At 46.9% G+C, this 23,486-nt stretch carries 23 protein-coding genes; 10 read left to right on the top strand and 13 right to left on the bottom strand.

Annotation, left to right across the window (positions count from 1 at the left end; all coding sequences use genetic code 11):
- The first annotated feature begins 80 nt into the window (after positions 1-80).
- Entirely contained in the window at positions 81-980 is a 900-nt protein-coding gene (locus ACTRXG_RS09870) for a diacylglycerol/lipid kinase family protein (protein ID WP_474264226.1), read from the top strand.
- A gap of 27 nt (positions 981-1,007) precedes the next feature.
- Here ACTRXG_RS09870 and ACTRXG_RS09865 read toward each other — a convergent pair whose 3' ends face one another.
- The gene (locus ACTRXG_RS09865) at positions 1,008-2,126 is read right to left on the bottom strand and encodes an oxidoreductase (RefSeq protein ID WP_474284808.1); all 1,119 of its coding nucleotides are present in this window, start codon (positions 2,124-2,126) and stop codon (positions 1,008-1,010) included.
- Between the two features lie 218 nt (positions 2,127-2,344).
- On the opposite strand from ACTRXG_RS09865, the gene ACTRXG_RS09860 reads away from it, so the two are divergent.
- The 4 genes from ACTRXG_RS09860 to ACTRXG_RS09845 all read left to right on the top strand — a co-directional run bounded on the left by ACTRXG_RS09860 (position 2,345) and on the right by ACTRXG_RS09845 (position 6,026).
- A complete protein-coding gene (locus tag ACTRXG_RS09860) occupies positions 2,345-2,665 on the top strand; it encodes a DUF3870 domain-containing protein (RefSeq protein ID WP_091616040.1) in 321 nt (106 codons plus the stop codon).
- A gap of 98 nt (positions 2,666-2,763) precedes the next feature.
- The gene (locus tag ACTRXG_RS09855) at positions 2,764-3,924 is read left to right on the top strand and encodes a DUF819 family protein (RefSeq protein ID WP_474284807.1); all 1,161 of its coding nucleotides are present in this window, start codon (positions 2,764-2,766) and stop codon (positions 3,922-3,924) included.
- Positions 3,925-3,939: 15 nt separating this feature from the next.
- On the top strand, positions 3,940-5,025 hold the full coding sequence (locus tag ACTRXG_RS09850; protein ID WP_474284806.1) for a dipeptide epimerase: 1,086 nt from the start codon (positions 3,940-3,942) through the stop codon (positions 5,023-5,025).
- Positions 5,022-6,026, top strand: a complete 1,005-nt coding sequence (locus ACTRXG_RS09845) for a C40 family peptidase (protein WP_474284805.1) — start codon at positions 5,022-5,024, stop codon at positions 6,024-6,026. The genes ACTRXG_RS09850 and ACTRXG_RS09845 overlap by 4 nt, the downstream gene beginning before the upstream one ends.
- A 37-nt stretch (positions 6,027-6,063) precedes the next feature.
- Here the strand turns inward: ACTRXG_RS09845 and ACTRXG_RS09840 are convergent, their stop codons facing one another.
- Positions 6,064-6,246, bottom strand: coding sequence for an SE1832 family protein (locus ACTRXG_RS09840; protein WP_322526008.1), 183 nt, complete (start codon positions 6,244-6,246; stop codon positions 6,064-6,066).
- Between the two features lie 145 nt (positions 6,247-6,391).
- Here ACTRXG_RS09840 and ACTRXG_RS09835 point away from each other — a divergent pair, with 145 nt between their 5' ends.
- Positions 6,392-7,216, top strand: coding sequence for an ABC transporter ATP-binding protein (locus ACTRXG_RS09835; RefSeq protein WP_474263471.1), 825 nt, complete (start codon positions 6,392-6,394; stop codon positions 7,214-7,216).
- A gap of 57 nt (positions 7,217-7,273) precedes the next feature.
- Here ACTRXG_RS09835 and ACTRXG_RS09830 read toward each other — a convergent pair whose 3' ends face one another.
- From ACTRXG_RS09830 to ACTRXG_RS09820, 3 genes are all read right to left on the bottom strand, one after another.
- Complete coding sequence (locus ACTRXG_RS09830) at positions 7,274-9,301, bottom strand: iron ABC transporter permease (RefSeq protein WP_474282536.1); 2,028 nt, start codon at positions 9,299-9,301, stop codon at positions 7,274-7,276.
- A 2-nt stretch (positions 9,302-9,303) separates the two neighbouring features.
- Positions 9,304-10,326 carry an ABC transporter substrate-binding protein gene (locus tag ACTRXG_RS09825; protein WP_474284804.1) on the bottom strand — a complete coding sequence of 341 codons (1,023 nt, stop codon included), beginning with the start codon at positions 10,324-10,326 and terminating at the stop codon, positions 9,304-9,306.
- A gap of 102 nt (positions 10,327-10,428) precedes the next feature.
- The gene (locus ACTRXG_RS09820) at positions 10,429-10,788 is read right to left on the bottom strand and encodes a DUF1499 domain-containing protein (RefSeq protein ID WP_474284803.1); all 360 of its coding nucleotides are present in this window, start codon (positions 10,786-10,788) and stop codon (positions 10,429-10,431) included.
- A 157-nt stretch (positions 10,789-10,945) separates the two neighbouring features.
- On the opposite strand from ACTRXG_RS09820, the gene ACTRXG_RS09815 reads away from it, so the two are divergent.
- A complete protein-coding gene (locus ACTRXG_RS09815) occupies positions 10,946-11,617 on the top strand; it encodes an MBL fold metallo-hydrolase (RefSeq protein WP_474278689.1) in 672 nt (223 codons plus the stop codon).
- A gap of 11 nt (positions 11,618-11,628) precedes the next feature.
- Positions 11,629-12,045: a nucleoside deaminase gene (locus ACTRXG_RS09810; RefSeq protein WP_474284802.1), complete on the top strand. Its 417-nt coding sequence runs from the start codon at positions 11,629-11,631 to the stop codon at positions 12,043-12,045.
- 10 nt (positions 12,046-12,055) lie between these two features.
- Here the strand turns inward: ACTRXG_RS09810 and ACTRXG_RS09805 are convergent, their stop codons facing one another.
- The 3 genes from ACTRXG_RS09805 to ytvI form a co-directional block, all read right to left on the bottom strand.
- Positions 12,056-12,484 (bottom strand): hypothetical protein, encoded by a 429-nt coding sequence (locus tag ACTRXG_RS09805; RefSeq protein WP_474284801.1) that lies wholly within the window; start codon positions 12,482-12,484, stop codon positions 12,056-12,058.
- Positions 12,485-12,521: 37 nt separating this feature from the next.
- Positions 12,522-14,009: an aldehyde dehydrogenase family protein gene (locus ACTRXG_RS09800; protein ID WP_474284800.1), complete on the bottom strand. Its 1,488-nt coding sequence runs from the start codon at positions 14,007-14,009 to the stop codon at positions 12,522-12,524.
- Positions 14,010-14,148: 139 nt separating this feature from the next.
- A complete protein-coding gene (gene ytvI, locus ACTRXG_RS09795; RefSeq protein ID WP_474282542.1) occupies positions 14,149-15,261 on the bottom strand; it encodes a sporulation integral membrane protein YtvI in 1,113 nt (370 codons plus the stop codon).
- A 208-nt stretch (positions 15,262-15,469) separates the two neighbouring features.
- Between ytvI and ACTRXG_RS09790 the strand changes: the two genes are divergently transcribed.
- On the top strand, positions 15,470-16,237 hold the full coding sequence (locus ACTRXG_RS09790; protein WP_474282544.1) for a 3-hydroxyacyl-CoA dehydrogenase: 768 nt from the start codon (positions 15,470-15,472) through the stop codon (positions 16,235-16,237).
- A gap of 65 nt (positions 16,238-16,302) precedes the next feature.
- Here the strand turns inward: ACTRXG_RS09790 and ACTRXG_RS09785 are convergent, their stop codons facing one another.
- The 4 genes from ACTRXG_RS09785 to treP form a co-directional block, all read right to left on the bottom strand.
- Positions 16,303-17,205: a PD-(D/E)XK nuclease family protein gene (locus ACTRXG_RS09785; protein WP_474284818.1), complete on the bottom strand. Its 903-nt coding sequence runs from the start codon at positions 17,203-17,205 to the stop codon at positions 16,303-16,305.
- 86 nt (positions 17,206-17,291) lie between these two features.
- On the bottom strand, positions 17,292-18,011 hold the full coding sequence (gene treR / locus ACTRXG_RS09780; protein ID WP_474263491.1) for a trehalose operon repressor: 720 nt from the start codon (positions 18,009-18,011) through the stop codon (positions 17,292-17,294).
- A 21-nt stretch (positions 18,012-18,032) separates the two neighbouring features.
- Positions 18,033-19,697 carry an alpha,alpha-phosphotrehalase gene (gene treC, locus ACTRXG_RS09775; protein ID WP_474284799.1) on the bottom strand — a complete coding sequence of 555 codons (1,665 nt, stop codon included), beginning with the start codon at positions 19,695-19,697 and terminating at the stop codon, positions 18,033-18,035.
- Between the two features lie 79 nt (positions 19,698-19,776).
- Positions 19,777-21,228: a PTS system trehalose-specific EIIBC component gene (gene treP, locus ACTRXG_RS09770; RefSeq protein WP_474284797.1), complete on the bottom strand. Its 1,452-nt coding sequence runs from the start codon at positions 21,226-21,228 to the stop codon at positions 19,777-19,779.
- A gap of 164 nt (positions 21,229-21,392) precedes the next feature.
- Between treP and ACTRXG_RS09765 the strand changes: the two genes are divergently transcribed.
- Positions 21,393-22,319 carry an alpha/beta hydrolase family protein gene (locus ACTRXG_RS09765; protein WP_474284796.1) on the top strand — a complete coding sequence of 309 codons (927 nt, stop codon included), beginning with the start codon at positions 21,393-21,395 and terminating at the stop codon, positions 22,317-22,319.
- 78 nt (positions 22,320-22,397) lie between these two features.
- On the opposite strand, the gene mreBH is transcribed toward ACTRXG_RS09765, so the two are convergent.
- Positions 22,398-23,402, bottom strand: coding sequence for a rod-share determining protein MreBH (gene mreBH / locus ACTRXG_RS09760; RefSeq protein ID WP_474263499.1), 1,005 nt, complete (start codon positions 23,400-23,402; stop codon positions 22,398-22,400).
- Between the last annotated feature and the right edge of the window lie 84 nt (positions 23,403-23,486).

Genomic DNA, 23,486 nt, shown 5'->3' with positions numbered 1-23,486 from the left:
TCTCTCTGGAAATGGGAATATACGGTTAGCGTCTTCTAAATAAGAAGCCGTGTATTTGACAGGATAGGGGAGACGTTCATATGTATCAAAAAGCTTTACTTATTATTAACGGAAACAAAGACGTTAATGAAAAACAAAAGCAGTTAAATACATTTATCCAGGTATGGGGAACTTCCATTGTGGAGCTTGTTATCAGGCAGACACAATCCAAAGACGATGTGCGTGAAACATGCGCTTCGATAGATGAACAGGTAGAGGCGGTATTTATTGCCGGCGGTGATGGGACAATTCATGAAAGCATCAACGGGCTGATGGAGTCACCATATGCCCCTGATGTAGGCGTGCTCCCGTACGGCACCTGTAATGATTTCTCCAGGTCTCTCGGTTTGGCACAGAACCCAAAAAAGGCTATGACAGATATGCTCGAAAAGAATACGAAAGAAATTGATATAGGCTCCATGAATGAGCGTTTCTTTGCTAATTTTTACGGGATAGGTTTAATTGTGGAAACGTCGGAAAACATTGATGAAAACTTAAAAGGTGCTATCGGAAAGTTAAGCTATTTCATCAGTACACTGCAAACTGTTCAGAATCCGGAAGTTTTTTCTTATCAAATGAAAATTGACGGAGAAAACTATACTGGGGAAGCGGTAATGATTCTGATCATGAATGGCCACTCCATCGGTACAAACCAGGTGCCGGTAGGAGACACCACGATGCAGGATGAGCAGTTCGAAATCTTCATTATCCCGGAAGGCGGCAACAGCCTGATGAGAGAATTTTTTGCAACAATGGGGACTAAGGAAATTGATAATGAAAACAGTCCTATTGAGCACGTGCTTGGCAGAGATATTGAGTTGACTACAGATCCAGTAAAACAGGCAGACACGGACGGGGAGGTTTATACGGAAACGCCTGTGAAAATTAAGCTAGGGGAGAAAAAAATACGGTTTCTCGTTTCCGCAACCCCTGCACAATAGGAGAGGCCAATCCGGCCTCTCCTTTTTCTATTCTTTGAAGATGTTTTGTTCAAGCTCTGCATCTTTCACATTGGCAAGCGGCTGCATAATAAGAGTAGGATCGAAGCTGTTCATCGACTGACCATGGAGAATGCGGTGGGGAGCGTCGGGATTAGCCAGGGCAGTTCTGCCGAGAGAAACAAAATCAGCAGCACTTTCATTGATAGCATGGGAGGATTTTTCGGGATCTCCAAGATTCCCATTGGCAACGACGGGTAGGCCACTGTATTCTTTAGCCGCCTGGGCCATGCTTAAGGTGTCATTTCCAAACCCCTCGCCGAGGCCGTCGCCGTCTGTAGTATGAATATAATCGAGTGGCGTCTTACCGAGCTCGGAGAATATGACTGTGGCGTCTGCTTCCCCTCCCGGCCAGCGGTAAGACCCATCCGTAACTTTGGCCTGCGAAATACGGATGCCAAGAATAGGAACCGGCCCTATGGCTTCGCGAACGGCTTCGACGACTTCATTAAGAAAGCGTACGCGATTTTCTACAGGACCGCCGTACTGGTCTGTACGTTTATTAGTGGATTCAGAAAGAAACTGATCAAGCAGATAGCCATTCGCCCCGTGAAGCTCTACACCGTCAAATCCTGCTTCTGCGGCACGGAGGGCTGCCTCCACAAATCCCTGCTTAGCGGTGTTCATATCATTTTCATCCATGGCCTTCGGGACGGGGAAGGCCCCCTGTCCGCCGTAGGAAGATACTTTTTCAGCGGGAGGCTGTACGGGAGAAGCGGAAGCAGTCTCGCTTGTGTATTGATTATACTGGGACTGAGCGCCGGCATGCATGAGCTGGGCAATCATTTTGCTTCCATGCTCTTTGACTGCTTGAGTAATCGGCTTCCATCCTTCCTGATGATGTTCATTGGCGAGTCCGGGCTGATTGGCGTATCCCTGGCTGTAGATTTCATCGGTGTAAATCCCCTCCGAAATAACAGCGGAAAAACCTCCAAGAGCATAACGCTCATAGTATCTGCGCATCCGGTCATTCGGCGTACCATTATCATCTGCGCTAATCCGTGTCATCGGAGCGACAATCAGCTTGTTTTTAAAAATGTGATTGCTTATATGCTGCTGGTTAAATAAAATATTTTCAACTTGTGACATACTACTCCTCCTAAATCTTCGTATCTTTCTCTACTATGTCTTTCCCTTTTTCAGCATTAGGAAACTGACTGAAAGTTCATAAGCGAAGGATAAATAAAAATAAGAATTGCGTAATTTAGAAAAGTACGATATCATAATTTTCAAACATATTACTCCTCTGGTAAAAGGAACCTTTACCCAAAGCGTTCTTCTTTTAGCAATCAGGTGGTGAAAAACATTTGTACAACAAGAATACTATTTACATTGTGGGAGAGGCTAAATCTCCTTCGAATAACCCGATCACTGAACAATATCAGGTATTTTTTATTGGATTTGTAGTGGATACTCTAACGGATGAAATCCTGGAGGCAGAATGTTCTGCTATTCTTTCTTTAACAGCCCGGTTTGTAAAAGAAATATTCGCAGGTGCTTCGATTCAGGAAAGTGAGCATCTTGTAGAAATTATTCAAAAACGTTATCACGGCTCGTCCCAGAAAGCGATGATTGTTGCCCTGCGCAACGCCAGCTTAAAGTATAAGCAAATAAAGGCTGATATGTAAGCAGTGCTGCTTTATCTTACCGGATAAAACCCAGCAAAGAGATCTTTTCTCTTTGCTGGGTTTATTTATATTTAACAATCTAAAGGAGGTTATTCAGCATGATAGAAAACGGAGCTCTTTACATTAGTGTTTTGATTGCGATGGTTGCACTTCTCGTAGGTACGGAAAAAGTGACAAAAAGTAAATTTTTTAAGTACGTGCCTACAGTGGTGCTCATCTACATCGTTGCCGCTCTGTTAAACACCTTTGGGGTATTCAGTGGCTCCGAGGCTCTCGGTGAGTTAAATTCAGGCATACGTTCTCTTCTACTGCCGGCAATGATATTTCTATTTTTATTAAACTGTAACATTCTGCAGATTATCAAACTGGGGCCAAAAATGCTGCTTAGCTACGTTGTAGCTGTGATTAGTATAGTTGGCGGTTTTACGGTTACATATTATATTATGCAGGGTTTTTTAGACACGGAAACGTGGAAGGCTTTTGCAGCCCTGGCTGGTTCATGGACGGGAGGTTCAGCAAATCTTGTAGCGCTGCAGGGGATTCTTGAAGTCCCTGAGAATTTATTTGGCTATGCTTTAATTATGGATACAGTAAACTATTCGTTTTGGGTAATGCTTTTATTTTGGCTTGTTCCTTTCCAATTCGCATTCAACCGGTTTACAAAAGCGAAAACAGAAAGCATTGATCAGATGCAGTATAATTTGTCTCTTGAGGAAAAAGAAACAAAACCTCTAACATACGTAGAAATTATTGTCTGCTTAGGATTTTCTATGCTGGTAGCTTCGCTTGCCATTGCAGTAGGAAATACGCTTCCTGAAGCTGGTAATGCTGTGAATGCAACAACGTGGACGATATTAATTGTTACCGTTTTGGGTCTGGGTCTTGCTGTAACGCCGGTTGCCAGGTTAACGGGGACAATGGATATAGGCTATTTGATGCTTTACACGATCATAGCTCTAATTGCTTCCAACGCAGATTTTTCAAATATTGCTGAAGTTCCAGCGTATATTATCTCCGGATTTATGGTTTTATTTTTCCACGGAGCTATTATGCTGCTTTTAGCAAAACTGTTCCGGCTTGACCTTTTTACCCTCGGCATCGCAAGTCTGGCCAATATTGGAGGTATGGCCTCTGCTCCGGTGCTTGCAGGAGCCTTCAGCCGTACTCTGGTCCCAATAGGCGTAATGATGGCATTAATTGGCTCATTTATGGGCACAGTCGTCGGTGTCGCGGTAGCGGAAATCTTATCAAGAATTTAAGAGGCGGGATGTTGAATGGAAATAGCTTCTCTTAAAACGAAAAGAAAAATCATTCCTTTGAATCGACCGTTTGTTACGTCCATAAGGACAGTTACAAGCATTGAAAATGTTGAAGTAAGTGTAATACTGACTGACGGTACTATAGGGAAAGGGGGAGCAGCTCCAGCTCTTGCTGTGACGGGGGAATCTCCTTCAAGCATCGAAACAGTTATTAACGGTCCGGCTGCAGAGGCACTTGCAGGAGCAGAAGACGAAGCTCTGCAGAAAAATGTACGGAGACTTAAGAAAAGCTGCTACGGGAACCCCAGTGCCAAAGCAGCAGTGGAAATGGCTGTTATAGATGCATTTGTTCAAAAGCGCCACTGCAGTCTCCTGCAGTGGCTGGGAGGAACACCGGCTGTATTTGAAAATGATATGACGATCAGTATGGAAGAACCAGCACAAATGAAAAATACAGCAGAACAATATATAAACGAAGGTTATCTCTATTTGAAAATGAAAGTCGGGGATGATATCAAAAAAGATCATCAAAGAATCCGCGCCATCACTGAAGTGCTTCCCCAAGGCGTCATGTTGAGGATTGATGCCAACCAGGGGTGGACTTCTAAAGAAGCAATAGCATTTATTCAGCAGCTTGAAAAAGAACACATCCCGGTACAGTTTATAGAACAGCCCGTAGCAGCCGATGACTGGGCCGGTTTAAAAAAAGTCACAGAATCTACCAGAACGCCTATTATGGCGGATGAAAGCTGTAAAACGTATACAGATGCCAGCAGGCTCATCGAACAGCGTGCCTGCGACATGATTAATATTAAACTCATGAAATGCGGGGGGCTGCTGGAGGCGTGGAAAATTGCTGATATTGCAGAAGCGTCGGGTGTTCCGTGCATGATGGGAAGCATGATGGAATCGACTATAAGCGTTTCGCCGGCAGCTGAGCTGGCGCTTGCCCATCCTAATATTAAGATGGTGGATTTGGATGCTCCAAAATGGCTGCAGGAAAATACTGTTACTGCCGTATCTTTTGAAGGGCATCAGGTACAAGTAATGAATCCCGCGCAGAGGGCGCATATCAAATATGAAAAGGGGGAACTGCGATGAAGAGAGGTCACTGGATTTCAACTGTTATGATTGCAGTTATAGGAGCAGCATTCACGGCCGGCTCTGCGAGTGCAGCAGAAGTGAATGAGACGGCTTATACAGAGGTGAGTGCAATGACGATGTGGACGGAGCCGGATATTCTCCGGGAAATTGATCTTCCCGCAGCCTCCAACCCGGCCAGCCTGAATGAATGGACAGCGTCGATGAGCGTAGATGAAAAGCTCTGGCTCGTTGGGAATCTGGAAAGCCAGGCGTTGTTTGGCTCAAAGGTGCACGTTCTTGAACAAAAGAATGGATGGGTAAAAGTAGCAGCGGAAGGCCAGGAAACTCCAAGAAATGAATTGGGTTATCCCGGGTGGGTCCCGGAAGAACAAATAACCGAGAGTAATCGGATGGAAAAATTAGAAGATGAACCATTTGCTCTCATTACTTCTCCGACCGCAGAATTAACTTATGATAAAAAGGGGAGAAAAAATTACAAAGACCTGAGCTATAACACCCGTTTACCGGTTGTAAAGGAGCATCAGGGAGAAGTCTTGGTAGCTACCCCTTCGGACGGAAATAAGTGGGTTGATGCATCAGATATTGAAATATATGGTAGCGAGGAAGATATTCCATCCCCAGGGGCGGAGGATATTATTGCAGACGGAAAACAGTTTCTCGGCCTTCCGTACCTATGGGCAGGGATGTCAGGGTTTGGATTTGACTGTTCAGGGTTCACACATACTATTTTTGCCGCTAATGGCATAGAAATTCCGAGAGATTCCAGTGTACAGGCAGAGCAAGGTCATCGAGTAGCTAAAGAAGACCTGGAGCCGGGGGATCTTTTGTTTTTCGCCTATGATAATGGGGAAGGACGGGTCCACCACGTCAGTATGTACATCGGCGGTGGTGACATGATTCATTCGCCGAATTCCCGGAGCGCAGTTGAAATCGTAAATCTGGAAGATTCCGGGTATGCAGATGAGTATGCGGGTGCAAGAAGATATTTAGATAAATAATTCGATATAAAAGAAAAGCGGGCCAGTCGCGGCCCGCTTATTTATTGTATTCCCTAATTTGTGTATTAATCTCGTGCATTTCCTTTTCAAGAATGTCGAGCTCGCGCATAATGCCGTCTGTGTTGCCTCCGAAAGATTCAAGTTTTTCCAAATCTCCCTGTATGCGTACATAATCTGATTTTAACATGTCCAGCTTATGATCAAGTTCACGAAGAGTCATAGCAGCATCCGCCTCCATAATAAATTTGTGCATCTGTTTGCTATTTTAACTCAAAATCGTTATAATTTTAAATGAAAATCATTATCAATTTTATAAACGGCCTGGAATAAGATTAAGATTGCAGAAAAGAAAGGGGCTTGCGACGGTGGCAAGACTTCAAGCAGAGCAAGTAGACGTTTCTTACGAAAATAAACAAGTCCTGAAAAATATCAGCGTTGACATACCTGAAGGGAAAATCACTTCTATTATCGGGCCAAACGGCTGTGGGAAATCCACGATCCTGAAATCCCTGTCCCGTATACTGACCCCTGAAGAAGGCGGCGTGTACTTAGACGGCAAATCCATTCATGAAATGAAAACAAAAGATGTGGCCAAAAACATGGCAATGCTTGCTCAGACTCCGGATATTCCGCTTACGTTGACAGTGGAACAGCTGGTATCATTCGGCCGGCATCCGCATCGCAAGCGTACCCGGAAATTAACTTCAGAGGACCACGAGGCTATTCAGGGCGCCATGAAAGATACGGGAGTTTTAGAATTTGCGGGTCGCACGCTAGATTCCCTGTCCGGCGGACAGCGCCAGCGGGCCTGGATCGCAATGGCCCTTGCCCAGGATACGGACCTGCTGCTGCTCGATGAGCCGACTACTTACCTGGATATGGCCCATCAGCTTGAAGTTCTTGAACTGCTTCAAAAGCTGAATGAGAAAGAAAGCCGAACGATTGTAATGGTGCTTCATGATTTAAATCATGCTGCCCGCTTTTCCGATCATTTAATTGCCATGTGCAGCGGAGAAGTACAGTGTATTGGCTGCCCTAATGACGTTATTTGTAAAAATGTACTCAGGCAGGTATTTGGCATTGATGCCCATGTGGTAACCGATCCAAAGAGCGGCAAACCCCTTTGCATGACGTATGATTTAATCGAGCGCACCCCTGCTTCTGCCACGGACTTATCACAGACGAATTAAAAAAAGTAAAGCCAAGAACCCCTTCCGCGGGTTCTTGGCTTTCTTTCTGCATGATTATTACGATTTAGAGCTTCTGTGCATCAGCCATAAAAAGAACGGGGTGCCGATCACAGCAGCCACGAGTCCCGATGGGATTTCATCAGGGGCGAGCACGGTGCGTCCGATCGTGTCGGAAAACACAAGAAGAGAGCCGCCGATAAACAAAGCTACAGGAAAAATGCGCATGTAATCCTGCCCGACAAGCATACGGGCTAAGTGAGGCGCTACAAGTCCGATGAAGCCAATCGTGCCAACGGCAGCTACTGCCATGGCGGCACAGAAGGTGGCAAGCAGTACAGCGGTCCAGCGGGCAAAGGTTAAACGTTCTCCAAGAGCGATCGCTGTCTGGTCCCCGAGCGCAAGCACATTTAGGGAAGGCGCTAAATACCAGGCAAGCGGTATACTTACGGCAAGCGGGAGCAGCAGAAACTGCTGAAGCTCTTCGTAGCCAGTCGCATACGTACTGCCGGACAGCCATGTTAAAGCAGCGGCAGCGTTTAAATTAAAACGGGTTATCATAATTTGTGACAGGGCGCCGCCCACAGCAGACAGGGCGATACCGAGAAGCGCCAGTACAGCGGGGTGAAATTTAGTTTTCCAGGAGAAAAACAAAATCACACCTACCGCTGCGAAAGCCCCGGCAATAGCGCCAATCGGAATAAAGGCAGTTGGAATGTCCCTGAAAAGAAAAAGCACAAACAGAGCACCCGCGCCTGCTCCTGAAGTCACCCCGAGCACTGAAGGATCTGCGAGGGGATTGCGCAGAATACCCTGATACAGCATGCCGCTTAGTGCAAGCAGCATGCCAGCTGTAAGCGCCGTTAAAAGCCTTCCGAGCCTTAAGTCGAATATGATGAACCGCTGGCCGCTGCCTTCCTCTGTGAAGAGTGCCTGCCAGGTGTCCACAAAGCTGAATCCTGTGGAGCCACTGGCTAATCCCGCATAAAAAACGAGAGCGGTAAATGTTACAGCACCTGTTAAAACGACAGGGTATTTCAGCTCCCGCCTTTTACGCCCGCCCCCAATAGCACTTTGCTGCTCTGTGCCGAAAAAAGAGCCCCGGTGCTTTAAAATCAGCCACACAAGAAACGGAGCGCCGACTATCGAGGTAACAGCACCAACAGGGAGCTCACTGAGGGAAGGGTCAACGGCTCTTCCAAGCACGTCGGCCCCGATGAGGAGCACGGCCCCCCAAAGCATGGAACCAAACAGAAGGTTGGAATGAAGCTGATACCCCATCAATCGTGTCAAATGAGGAGCTACCAGGCCGATAAAGCCTATGGGTCCAACAACACTTACGACGATGGCAGTAAGACCTACGGCAAGAAAAAACATCAATGCCTGCGTAGCCCGTACGTTTTCTCCAAGTGTAGCCGCCTGGTTTTTACCGAGAAGCAGGATATCGAGGCGGGGAGCGTAAAAGAACACCAGAAATAAAAGCACAATCAGTACAGGAAAGACAAAGCGGACTCCGCTCCAATCCTGCTGCACAAGAGTGCCATTTCCCCACAAGAACAAGCCGGCTGTCTGCACTTCAAAAAATATTTGCAGAACAGCGGTAAATGACGAAAAGGCGATAGAAAGCACAAGCCCGGCCAATGCCATCCGGACCGGTGTAGCTTCAAGTCCGCCGGCCATCGTAAACACCATCAATGCTGCCAAACACCCGCCGACAAACGCAGCAATGAATCCGCTTAGGCCCAGCCAGTCCGGCAGTATTGTAGCAAAAGCAACGATAAAGAAATAGGCTCCCGCATGGACGCCTAAGGTACTCGGCGCTGCCAGAGGATTTTTTGTGATAGTTTGAAAAATAACACCGGAAGCAGCTAAAGCTATACCAGAAAGTATGCCGATAACGATCCTCGGCAGATACACAGTCCGGAAAATACTGCTTTCTGTAGATTCGGTATTCTGAAGGAGATCCCACCAGAAACGAACTGAAAAAGTACCGGTGCTCTGCACAAGGTGCAGATATACTAGCAGCAAGAGAAGAGCTGCTCCGCTAGTATACAGCAGAACAGCTCTTGAAACGAAAGGCGAATTCATAATTACTCCTCATTTGTTAAAGCGTCTGCAACCTCTTCAGCGAATACTTCGGATGAAAGCGGACCGCCATAAGGCCATGTAGAGCTCGGAAGACGGTGAACATCATCGTTTTCGACGAAAGAAAGGCTGTTCCATACTTCATTATTATTCAGCGTTTCTTCAATATTATCACGATCGCCTTCCGGTGTGGGGATATCTATAAACGTCTGGTCCTGATAATCCTCGAGAGCGTCGACGCCTGTTTCGGTATAGCCGTATTCTTCAAACTGTTCAGCCTCATAGGCATTCTCCACACCAATCTGCTCCATCGTCTGGGCGGCAAGCGAATTGTCGGCAAACAGACGGAAAGTGACATTTTCATTTGCCAGATAAGAAAGGGAAAGCAGTACTTCTTCATTATCCTGGCCGGCGTCTTCAATTTCCGTTGACAGGTCGTCGTAGGTGCTGTCCAGATCATTTAACACCTGCTCCGCCTGGTCTTCCTCTCCAACAGCTGTGGCGATGCTCTCAAAGGTTGATTCCATCTCCTCGTACTGATTGCCTTCTCCTTCTGCAGGATATGGATTATACATCAGCGTCGGTGCAATTTCTTCAAGCTCTTCTTTGATATCTTCATGACGGTAGCCGGCAGTGATAATCAAATCGGGTTCAAGTTCGGCAATGCGCTCGAGGCTTGGCTCCTGTCTCGTCCCGACGTCCTGCACATCCCCGGAAGGAGCGGGCTCGATATCGGATAAATAATCGTTATAGCCGTCCAGGTCAGCAATACCGGCAGGCTGCATGCCCAGAGCGAGCAAGTCTTCTGCATACACCCATTCAAGGGCGACTACATCCTCCGGTGTTTCATCGAGTGTTACTTCGTTGTCATACCCATCTGTTACCGTCACAGATTCGCTGTTTTCAGAAGATTCCTCATTGCTGCCGGATTCTTCCGAGCCGCTGCTGTCGTCTGAAGAACTGCATGCAGCAAGTGAAAGCGATAAAGCGGGTATCGTTAAAAATGTTAAAAAAGTCTTTTTATTCATATGTATATCCCCCTAATTGAAAAAGATTATCAATATCAACAAATCCGACTTTACTATAAAAGGGGGAGGAATTCAATAAAAACAAGAAATTTTTCTTATTTATTATTCATTATTTTGGTCATAAAACCGGGCAGTAATTTCTTTCATTCTATTTTTATTTTTACCCATATCACCTTTGCCGAGCCTTGAAGCCGAACGGAAATGGACGTGCCCATGATTTCCGAAATAAAATACGATGTCATCCTTGAATTTAAGTACCGGGGTCGTGAATACAGCCGAAATATAGTTATCATCCTCATGAACAATTTCCGCATACTTCTGCTGCTGAATGATATGTCGAATAGTGCTTTTCGCTGTTTCCGGGCTGCCTGAATACTGGATGGGCTCCATGTAATGACGTTTATCTTCAGGGGAGCTCATGGTGGAAACGCAATTTGGACTGTTAGGGCAGGGGGAGAGCATAAATAACATCCTTTCGCGGTAGAATTTTATATACAATATTGTGTACACTGTAAACAGATGATTAGATTTAGATCAGCGTTATTCTCTTTCCCGAAAAAATAAAGCGTTAATCGGAAGCAGGAAGGGAAGGGAAAAGGAAGAAAGGAGTGGATCGCAGATGGTGAAAGTAAGCCAGGTGAGTGAAAATATTATTAAGGTGCACATGAAAGTAGGTATTACCATCAGCGCCTGGGTCGTGAAGCATGAGAACGGATCAATCATTATCGATACGGGCATCCGGCCAATGGCGCCGAGAATTTTAAAAGAAGCAGCGCGTTTTGGACGGGTTCAGATGATTTTATTAACCCACGGTCATCCGGATCATGTAGGCGGACTCGCTTATATTCAGGATAAAGTAAATGCACCTGTTTATATTCATGGGCTCGAGATTCCTTACATAACGGGGGAAAAACCTTATCCTAACCGTAAAAAACCGACCGATTATACAAAAGGATTTTCTGTAAAGCAGCTGCCGGGGGACAGCCGTGGCGTTTTTCATTCCATGATGGGAATTGATCCATATTTTACGCCGGGGCACTCGCCGGGTCATACCGCTTATTATCATAAAAAAGATGATGTGCTGATCACTGGCGACATGATTACTTCTAAAAATGGGCGTATAGGCCCTCCAATGAAACAGTTTACTGCTAATATGGACCGGGCGATGCGAAGCACGAAAACTATACAGAAAGTGGCTCCTGGAAAATTATCAATCTGTCACGGAGAAGATCTGGAGTATTCGCAGCATCTTTACAGCGCCTTCGTAAATGAATACCAGTCTAAAGTATAGGGGGCACGGTTATGTATAATGAGTCTTTAATGAAGCGGGCGATTCAGCTGGCCCAAAGGGTAAAAAAAGAAGGAGAAGGGGATCCTTTTGGGTGTGTCATTGTCCGGAACGGGGAAATAGTGGCAGAGGAAGGGAACAAAACGTTTAAAACCTTCGATCCGACGACTCATGCTGAGCTCGAAGCAATAAGGACCGCTTCGCGGCTCTTAGAAACTACGGATTTAAGTGACTGCGAGCTGTATACGAGCGGTGAGCCGTGCCCAATGTGTGAAGCTGCCATCAATTGGAGCGGCATTCCGGTAGTATACACGGCAAAAACAGCAAAGGAGGCCGAACAAGCCGGCCTCCTTCCAGTGCCCGAAGCAACCTACGAGATGCAGTACAAACCACTTCAGGATAAAACACTCGATCCATACCTTAAAAAGTAGACCGGGGCGATTAAAGCAGAAAAAAACGAAAATAAATAAGTATGCCCAGGTAGATAATTAATAATAATGCAGACATGAGCAGAATAAACCACATGTATAAAAGCGGCACGTGATGTGACTGCTTTTTTATTGTGATTGCAGCGAGGGTTGTTGTTGTTCCGAGCGTAAGCAGAATCAGCCCGACCAGCCAGGTGGCAATGGATGGCCACGGTAGAAAATAAACAAAGGGCATAAGCATCAGCAGTACACACATTGTATAAAACGCATAAAGCGATGTTTTATACAGGCGTGTGTCCTTTTGACGCTCTTTGTGCTGCCGCCGCCGGTCCAGTCTGCTGTTTGATTTTTCCCCGTTCGCGGAAGCAGGCTGAAGTGTCTGCTTAACACGGTCCCACAGCTTTTTCGGGGTGAATGCTCTCCATTTTGATGAACTTCCCATTTTTCATGCTCCTAAAGGCAGGCGGAAAACATCAGCATTACGGCCGGCGTGTGAGGCCCATAAACGTTTGCAAAAATGATTTCCAGTTACGGTTTCTGCCATAGTAATAGTCGATGATCTGCGAAAGTGATTCGAACTTTCCTTCATAAGGATACCATAAAATTTCGCTGTTCATACTCCCTCTTGCACTCATAACGGACGTTTCAATACTGAATGAACGCATGCCTGCGGTGGAGTGGTAGGATCCAATGCCGCTCTGTTTCGTGCCTCCATAAGGAAGGTAGTGATTGGCAGCGTGGGATATTACATCATTGATCATGAAGTTGCCCGTGCGGACCTTTGCAGTGAAGTTTGCCGCAAGCTCCTGATCGGAAGTGAAAATGGATCCGCTCAGACCGTAAACGGTATCGTTGAACAGCTCGAGCGCCTCGTCTATTGTAGAATAGGTCCGTACTGAAAATACAGGACCGAAAGTCTCTTCCTTCCATACCCGCATTTCTCCGGTTACTCCAGTCAAAACAACCGGTTCGATTGTCAGGGTTTGGTCGTCCCACTGTTCCGGAGGTTTCCCGGCTATTTGTTCGGCCCCCTGGTCAAGTGCTTCCTGGACCTGGCTGTAGACAATATCCCACTGCTTTTTTGTCGTCATCCGACCGATTTCATACTCCTTGTCGCCATCCCGGCGCAGACCGGCGATGGTACTGCGTACACTGTTCAAAAATTCCTCCTGAGCCTCTTCGTGCACTATCACGCGCTCGACAGATAGACAGACCTGGCCACTGTTCATGAAAGCCCCCCAGGAAGCAGCATTCGCCGCCCGTTCCACGTTTGCATCCTCATGAACGACCATAGCATCCTTTCCGCCCAGTTCGAGGGTGGTAGGGATCAAATGCTCGGCGGCCTGCTTCTGGATAACCTTTCCTGTCGCGACCGAGCCCGTGAAATGAATGTAGTCCGGCTGCTGCTCAATCATTAAGCGTCCAGTTTCAGCTCCGCCGTGAAGGACTTGAAAAACTCCCTCAGGAAAAAGCCCCGAGATTTTTTCGAGAAGAAGGCTCGCAAGCGGCGTTTCTGCGGAAGGCTTTAAAAGCACGCAGTTTCCTGCGGTCAGAGCTTCGACAACAGGGATAAGAGAAAGCTGAAACGGAAAATTCCATGGAGAGATAATAGCAATTTTTCCTCGGGGCTTCCGGATAATTGATGAATTTTTACCCATGAAAATCATTGGGGTTCTGACCCGCTCACGGTTGAAAAGGCCGGGAGCTTCTTTTTCAATGTGGCGCAGTGCTTCAAGCACTGGAATGACTTCAGAACCCATGGCTTCAATAGGTGGTTTTCCTGTAGCGGAGGAGATAATGTCAGCAATCTCTTCGCGAAGCTCACTAATAGTAAAACGAAGCAGCTGTATGTAGCTCAGCCGTTTCTCTATAGGCAGAGAAGCCCAGGGAGCGAAAGCATCATCGGCCTTTTGCCAGGCGGCCAGTATTTCTTCTTCATTAGATGAATGAACGGTTGTTGAATCCAATGTTGACACCCTTTCTGAATCAAAATAATAAGTATAGTACTCCGTTCCCTAATTGGGGGTAATCATAACAGAAGTTACGGAAAAGAAACCGTTGTCGTTCCAAAAGGTGCCAGGCGTCTTTTCCGTGGTGAAGGACGCTTTATTTATCAAAGCCGTATCGGATAAAGCGGGAGATATCTTTCGCAACACCAATATCCCAAAGAATAATAAATAGAACCAAAATGGCAGGCCCCGCCAGCAGACCAACAGCTCCAAACATTTGCAGGCCGGCAAACAGGGAAATCAGCACGGCGAGCGGATTCAGATTCATGCTCGAAGAGAGCACTTTTGGCTCGATAATCTGCCGGACAATCATTGTAATGGTGTAAAGGATCAATAGACCGAGCCCAAGACCGAAATTGCCCGTCAGAATCAGATACACTCCCCACGGAATTAAAATAGTGCCGGTGCCCAAATAAGGAAGAAATTCAGCGACACCAACGATGGCCGCAAGCCAGTAAGCTCCTTCGACTCTCATGATAAGAAGGCCGATTAGCACAATAACGCCCGTCACAAGCATAAGGATCAGCTGTGCCCGGATGTAGCCGAACACTCTCGCCCACATGGCCTGATAAAAAGCTTTCAACCGCTCAATAACAAAGGGAGGCAGGGCCAATTTCATTTTCCCGGCGTATCGATTCCAGTCTTTTCCAATAAAATAAATAGCGAGTACGATAAATAACAGGACAATCAAAAGCGTAGGGATACCTAAAATTAATTGGGTCAAAGCGTCGGCAATGGTTTGGGCGACCGAGCCAAGGCCAGAGCCGAGCTGGCTCCCAAGCTGGGCTATCCCCTGATCTACAGAAGACTGACCGCCAATGCCGGAAGCGGCTCCGGTGGCTCTTTCCCAAAAGGGAAGGATGTTTTCATTGTAAAAATTCTGCATCTGCTGGAAGGTATTCTCCATCCACGCGGGACCCTTCTCAGCGATCACATTGAATATTTCAATTGAAAGAAAGATCAGTCCGGTAATAATGCCTCCAACGATACTTAAAGTAAGAAGGAGCCCTACAAGGGCAGCTATCCCATTTGGCAGGCGCAGTTTATAATGAAGCCATCTCGTAAGCGGCATAAGCATCCAAGCGAAAAAAGCAGCGATCCAGAACGGATACGTATAGGAAAAAATCTTGCCAATCGCCCATGCGAGGGCGAAAGCGGCTATTATAACGATGACAAACCTTAAAATCATCCAGCCGGTCGTTTGTTTCATGGGCCATTCCATTCCTTTCCTTTGGCGGACATACTATCCATCTTTTCTTATTATAACCTTCCCACTGTAAAAAGGAATCTACACGTTTTTTTAAATATTCCCGAAAAGGGAGGCGGATATACTTTTGATGAATGGTTCTTTAGGGTAATTATAAGTTAGAATGACAGTAGTGGCTTATACTTTAGGAACAGACAGGGGAGGAAGCAGTATGGATATTAACGGAAAAGTCTTTTTACTGCCGGGCGGTGCATCCGGACTTGGCGGTGCTACGGCGAATATGCTTGTAGAAAACGGTGCGAAGGTGGTTATCGCCGATTTTGAGGTGAGACCCGGAAGAAAAAGAGCAAAAGAGCTTGGGGACAGCGCCATTTTTATTGAAATGGACGTTACTTCAGATGAAAAAGGAAAAGCAACTATTGATGAAACAATAGAAACGTTCGGGCGTATTGACGGTGTAGTCAATTGCGCAGCTCTCGGACTTGCAGAGAAGATTTTGAATAAAAAGGATTCGCATTCCCTGGAGCATTTCAACCGCGTTATTCAGACGAATCTGGTTGGGACGTTTAATATGCTCCGGCTCGGTGCAGATGCGATGAGACATAATGAACCAAATGAACAGGGAGAAAGAGGCATCATTATTAATACATCTTCGATCGCAGCCTACGAAGGCCAGGTCGGCCAGGCTGCCTACAGTGCCTCTAAAGGAGGCATATGGAGCCTGACGGCGCCGGCGGCCAGAGAGCTTTCAGACTTTGGCATACGCGTCATGGCTATCGCTCCGGGCTTGTTCGAAACTCCTTTTTATATGTCCTTTCCGGAAAAAGCGAGACAGACGCTGGGACAGAACGTTCCTTTTCCAAGAAGGCTCGGGTTTCCGAATGAGTACGCCTCGCTTGTGAAAGAAATTATCCAAAACACGATGTTAAATGGGGAAACTATCCGTTTGGACGGCGCACTCCGTATGCCTCCGAAATAAAAAAGTACCAGCGTCCGACTACGGACGCTGGTACTTTTCGTTTATGGCAGCGGAACGCCGCTTTATTACTGCTCCGGAAAGCACAGTTCATAAAAGTTACACCGCTTGCAGGCGAAGGTGTTGGTCGTTTTTTTGAAATACTCGAGCGGCAGTGGTTTATTGGCTTCTTTGTCCTCAAGGAAGCCGGCCATACGCTCCACGCTCTGGACGAGCAGCTCTCTGACTTCCTGAAGAGTGGAATGATCAAGCTTGTGTTCGACACTGGTGCCTTCGAGCAGATATTCATTCCGCACGACGATATCCTCGAGAGCTGTTTCCGGGTAGTAGTCAAGGACGTACTGCGCATACAGCGCAAGCTGATACGGATCTTCTTCTGTCTGCAGGCCGGTTTTCCAGTCCACGATTACCCATTTATTGTTTTCTTCATCTTTATAAAGAAAATCAAGAACGGCAAACACCTTTGTGTTTTCAAGGCTCATCGTGCGGAGTTCTTCCGATTCGAGGTAATAGGTGGGCCGGTCAGAAGTAAGCTCGAGTACCGTGTCACAGGTTAAAATGTGCTCTACTACAGCCTCAAGACGGTCCTGGATTTTTTTAATTTTCTCCGCGGGCAGCTTTTTCTCTTCTCCGTAGTAAATTTCATGGAGCATTGTCGTATGTTTCGGTTTTTTACGCCACTGTTCGACATTTTGGGTAGAATCGATAAATCCTGCGTTCAGACGGGTGCGGATCGTTTCTTTCAAAGTGTCTTTTGTCGGCAGATGGCCATCAGTTAAATATTTTTTCAGCGTTTCTTCCACTAAATCATGCACAATAGACCCAAACAGCATTTCGAGATTAGTTAAATTTTTCAACCGGTAGACATGACGTGGAAAAGGATCCGCATTACGCAGCCAGCCGTTGTGTGAGGAGTAATACTGGTGGGCATACTGTCGTTCGCATTGAAGCAGCGTTTTATGCCTCGACAGCGACCAGGAAAACTCCGGATAATCCCGTATAGTAAACAGGAGAAATCACTCCTTTGATTTGTCTTTATCTTGCTCCTGATACCATTTTAACGGTGACGACGGGCAAAGTCGATAAAACGGAACTTATCCGAACGGTGCCTGGACTCGGTGTATTGAAATAATTCTGCATTATCGAGATACACATAGTTTCGGACGACTGCAATACTCGAATCCGGGTAAAGATCAAGAAGCTGCTTATCTTCTTCCGTCGGCTTTTCAATAGTAATTTCCTTACGCGCAAAGCTGATTACAAGCTTCAGTTTATTCTCCACGTAGTCATAAATGGAATCGGCGCAAATGTCTTCGGTGAGACCAGGCACCCAGCGCTCAAGCAGGTAGTCAATGTCGAGCACAATGTTTTCGCCATCCATTTTCCGCTGGCGTTTTACTTCCCAGACCTGCTCCGTTTCCTGAACCTCGAGCGCATGCTGAAGCGCCGGGGGCACAGTAGAGAGAGTTAAGGAATGCACATGGGTTTTACTGTTGCTGCCGGTCTGTTCCGCCAGCTCTTTAAAGCTGACAAGCCCGGAAACGGGAAAATCGAACCTGCCAGTTTCAAGCACGACGGAGCCCTTGCCCTGTATTTTTTGAATATACCCGTGCTCGGAAAGCAGATTCAGGGCTTTTCGAATCGTCTCCCGTGACGTGTCATACATAGAAGTAAGCTCATGCTCAGAAGGAAGCAGGGCATGAGGCTGAAACTGCTCATTACGGATGCCTCGTGCTATTTCTTCATAGATGTCTAGATATTTTCTTTTTGTGCTCATGCTCGTTACACCCCAGGACGGCTATTTTTGATAATGCAGAACGATTGTTTCATAAGGCTGCAGACTGTCAGCTTCCAGGGAAAAGCTATCCCGTTTGTAATTGGTGACAAAGACAGTGCCCGCCACTTCTTTTCGGGGAAGAGCCAGCCTGCCGGCCTGAATCGTATCAGATGAGAAATTACTTATAACGAGTAAGGCTTCATCTTCGTCCTCGCGTGTGTAGGCGAAAAGAGAAGGGTGATCCGGCAGATAAAGCTGGTAATTCCCGGTCGTCAGGATTTTGTAATCCTTGCGGAGCTGAATTAATTTTTTGTAAAAATGATACACAGATTCGGGATCGTTTACCGCTTCTTTGGCATTAATGAACGTATAATTTTCCGGCACCGGCAGCCACGGCTCGACTTCACTGAAACCGGCATTTTTCGATCCGTCCCACTGCATCGGCGTACGTGCGTTGTCCCGGGAGCGGGCTTGAATGACAGCGAACGCTTCCTCAGGGCTTTTTCCCTGCTTTTGCATAATATCATAATAGTTGATGGTTTCCACATCACGGTAGTCGTTAATGGAGCTGTAGGAAGGGTCCGTCATCCCAAGCTCCTCGCCCTGATAGACGTAAGGGGTTCCGCGCATACAGTGCATGGTTGCTGCGAGCATCTTTGCCGATTCTACGCGGTACTTGCCGTCGTCGGCGTATCTGCTTACAATGCGGGGCTGGTCATGGTTACACCAGAACAGCGCGTTCCAGCCACCGCCTTCATACATACCGCTCTGCCAGTCCGATAACGTTTCTTTTAATTGCACAAAATTGAATTCGGGCAGGGTCCATTTTTCTCCTCCGGGGTAATCCGCTTTTAAATGATGAAAATTAAAGGTCATGCTCAGTTCTTCCCGGTCCGGGCGGGTGTATTTGATGCAATGGTCGATCGTTGTGGAGGACATTTCTCCGACCGTCATAGCTCCGTGCGGGGCAAATACGTTTTGATTCATTTCATGCATCCACTCGTGCACTCTCGGCCCGTCCGTATAAAACCGGCGGCCATCGCCGATATCGTCATTTGGAAACCGCTGATCCTTTGAAATTAAATTGATGACATCGAGCCGGAATCCATCAATACCTTTATCGAACCAGTAGTGCATCATGTCGTACAGCTGACGGCGCAGTTCTTCATTTTCCCAGTTCAAATCGGCCTGACTGACGTCAAACAGATGCAGGTAGTACTGGTTTGTCGGCTCATGCCACTGCCATGCAGATCCGCCAAATTTAGACACCCAGTTGTTTGGCACGTCTCCTTCCACAGGGTCCTTCCAAATGTAATAGTCGCGGTAAGAGCTCGCGGCATCTGACGAAGCAGCCTGAAACCAGGCATGGTCTGTGGAGGTATGGTTAATAACGATATCCATAATAATCTTCATGCCCTTAGCATGAGCTTCAGTCAACAGACGTTCGAAGTCCTCCATCGTTCCATATACGTCGTAAATATTATAATAATCGCTGATATCGTATCCATTATCCTTTTGAGGAGAAGGGTACACAGGATTTAGCCATAAAACATCGATTCCTAGATCCTGAAGGTAATCAAGCTTTTCGATAATACCGGGGAGATCGCCTACTCCGTTCCCGGTCGTATCGTTAAAGCTTTTAGGGTAAATCTGGTAAATAACTGCGCGTTTCCACCACGGTTCCATTCTGCTCATCCTTTCGCATATATGCTGTATGGAGCAAAGGCGCCTGCCAAGTGGACCAGCAGACGCCTGAATTCATTAGTTAAACTTCTACTTTGCGAATACGCCCATAGAGATAGGTTAATACAATCGGGAGGATAATGACAATCAGCATTCCGATAAAGAACACTCCCCAGTCTCCCGGACGGATGGAAAAGATGCCGGGAATACCACCGACGCCGACAGCAAAGGCCAGGACGTTATTAATACTGATAAACGTTGCTGCGATGGCAGAGCTGATGAGCGCACAGAAGAATGGGAATCGGTACTGCAGGTTGACCCCGAATAATGCCGGCTCGGTAACGCCAAGGTACGCCGAAAGGCCGGCGGAGCCTGCGAGCCCCCGCATGTTCTGATCTCTCCAGGCTAAAATCATTATACCGACAGCAGCAGAGCCCTGGGCGATGTTGGAAAGAGCAAGAATCGGCCATAAGAAGGTGCCGTCAGTTGAAGCTGTAAGCTGCAGGTCCACCGCAAGGAATGTATGGTGGAGCCCGGTAATAACAAGTGGTGCATAAAGGAGACCGTAAAGCAGGCCGCCAAGCCATGCGTATTGATCAAAGGTCCACAGGAAGAAGTCGGTAATCGCGTTCCCAAGACCAAATGTAACCGGTCCGATAATAATAAAGGTAAAGAACCCGGTAACAAGCAGAGCGATCGGTGCCACCAGCAGCACCTGGATGGAGTCAGGAATTCGTTTCCTAAGAAAGATTTCAATCTGTGCCAGTACATAAGAGGCTACAAGCACTGGAAGTACCTGACCCTGATAGCCGACCTGCTCAACGTTCCAGCCAAATAAATCCCAGGTTGGAACTTCATTGTTTGCACTTGCATCACCATAAGCATATGCGCTTAAAAGCTCCGGGTGAACGAAAATTAACCCGAGTACAATACCGAGGAGGGGACTGCCTCCAAACCGCCTGACTGCCGACCACCCTATGAGAACAGGAAGGAAGTTAAATGAAGCGTTTGCAATGATAAAAATAATTTCAGAAAAACTGGTCCACTGCGGATATACTTCGATGACAGCTTCGTCGAAAAATATACCGGGGCCGGTTAACAGGTTATTTAAACCAAGCAGCAGCCCTGCAGTGATAATGGCGGGAAGAATCGGAATGAAAATGTCAGCGAGCAGGCGAATAAACCGCTGAAACCCATTCTGTTTTTTGCCGGATTTCTGCTTTTCGCTGGTATCGCTTTCAGAATCTTCGTTTCCTGCACGGCCGCCGCTTTCTTCAGAACGGCCTGTAACGCTCATCAGCTCTTTATACACTTTGTCTACTGTGCCCTGGCCGATGACGACTTGGTACTGGCCTCCGGAGGCAAAAGCTCCCCGTACAAGCTCGAGGTTTGTGAGCTTTTCCTTGTCAACTTTTTCTTCGTCGTACAAAACGAATCGCAGTCTTGTCACGCAGTGGGTGACTGTTTCTATGTTTTCATTGCCTCCCACGGCTTCTACAATCGTTTCCACGGCTTCCTTTGTGATTTTTGCCATTTTTGTTCCCCCTTAAATGAATGCATTTGAAAACGATACCAATTTATAAATTCACTTTAACTTGTATATACAAATTAGTCAATATAATTATCAATGTGAAAAAGGTTTTTATTAAACGAAAAATAGGAATACTAATAAAAAACCCTTTAATGGAGCGTGAAAGCATGGAACAGCTGATAACACTTGATCAAACAGAAACGTTATACGGAACGCTCACCGTGCCTGAGAACGGGCATGAAAAAGTCCCTGGTGTGCTGATAATTGGGGGGAGCGGTCCTGTAGACCGCGATGGAAATGCCCCGGGGATGAAATTAAACATTTATAACCAACTGGCGGCCTGGCTTGAAAAGCAGGGCATAGCGGCGCTGCGCTATGATAAGAGAGGCACAGGGAGCAGTGAAGGAGATTTCCTTGAGACGGGGCTGCAGGATTTAATCGAAGATGGTGCTGCTGCGGTGCGTCTTTTGAAAATGATCCCTGAAATTGATGAAGAGAAAATTTTCATTCTCGGTCACAGCGAAGGCGGGGCGATTGCTCCAAAAGTGGCTGAAAAAGAAAAGGTACAGGGGTTGATGGCACTCGCATCGTCGCCTAAGCCACTGTTTGATATTTTACTCGAACAGGGAGAATCGGTAGAAAGGGAAATAAGTGAAGGGAAAGGGATCTTTTACCGTGCATTGAAGACGGGGAAAGTAAACAAGCGGATGATCAAAAAGCAGCATAAAGTGCTCAAGGAGCTGCTTGATGAAGAGGCTTCAAAAAAATATAAAAATGTAAACGTAAAATGGTTTCAGGAGCACGCTGACTATGACCCGCGAGAGGCCTTTCACCGCATGCGCATCCCCGTGATTGCCGTAAATGGCGGCAAAGATGCCCAGGTGAAAGCGGAAGACGTCAGTGCAATTGCTCAGCATACAAGCGGTCCGGTGGAGGCTTATGTAGTCGAAGAGATGAATCATATTCTCAGACACCAGCCGGAAGAGTTTTCGATTATGAAAACGCATCGCAGGTACTTAAAACAGCAGAACGACAATCTCTCCCACGAACTGCTGGACCACCTGTACCCGTGGCTGCAAAAACAGATACAGTAGTAAACACTTGAAAAATCTATTATCGAATATAAAAGAATCGTCCCCGGGCTATTAGGCCAGGGGACGATTCTTTGATTATTACATAGAAGCCTTCTGCAGACTGTTGATCATTGCCAGCGATTTACCGGTACCAATCGCGACAGCCTCAAGAGGTGATGATGCAAGGTGGACCGGTACTACAATCTGGCGGCTCAGCCACTCTTGAAGGTCGTTCAGTAGCGCGCCCCCGCCAGTAAGCACAATTCCCTGATCGACGATGTCCCCGCTCAGTTCCGGCGGACACTGCTCAAGAGTAACGCGAATGGTTTCCAGAATCTGCTCGAGGGTTTCTGTGATAGCCCGGTGGATTTCCGGTGACTCGAGAGTAATGGTTTTTGGCAGCCCGTTCACAAGGTCTCTGCCCCGGATTTCCATCGTACGGACTTCACCGTCAGGGATAGCGGAGCCGATCTCCATTTTGATATTTTCAGCGGTCCGTTCGCCGATCAGCATGTTGTATTCCTTGCGGACATGCTGGGTAATGCTTTCATCCAGATGGTCTCCGCCGCGGCGGATCGCCCGGGAGGAAACAATGCCGCCGTAGGAAATAATGCCAACCTCTGTCGTGCCCCCGCCAATATCGACGATTACGTTCGCTTTAGGTTCATCTACAGGCAGCTCTGCCCCGAGCGCCGCTGCAATTGGTTCTTCGATTAAGGAAACAGATTTAGCCCCGCATCCAAGCACTGCGTCCCGGATAGCCCGGCGTTCTACGGAAGTGGAATCACACGGCGTACATACTACGACCTTCGGTTTGCGGAGAGTAAAGCCTGCTTCTTTTTGAATTTTTTTCATGATATGAGAAAGCATTGCGGATGTAATATCATAATCTGCAATAACGCCTTCTTTCATCGGGCGGGTCGCGATAATATTGGCCGGAGTTTTTCCAACCATTTCTTTTGCTTCTGTACCTACAGCGTAGACTTCTTTTGTGTCGATATGAAGCGCTACAACGGAAGGCTCGTTAAGAATAATGCCTTTTTCTTTCGTGTAAACAAGAATATTTGCGGTTCCCAAATCAATACCAATTTCTGTTAATGCCATTTTATTTACTCACCTTTTCCGGGTTATTAGTCTCTAGTATTTCATTGTAGAGGAGTGGAGACACTTAAATAAGGGTCTAAGGTC

The organism is Marinococcus sp. LNSP9103-4 (genome assembly GCF_056034345.1).
The sequence above is the reverse complement of the archived record's forward strand: the minus strand, read 5'-3'. Positions and strand labels throughout refer to the sequence as shown.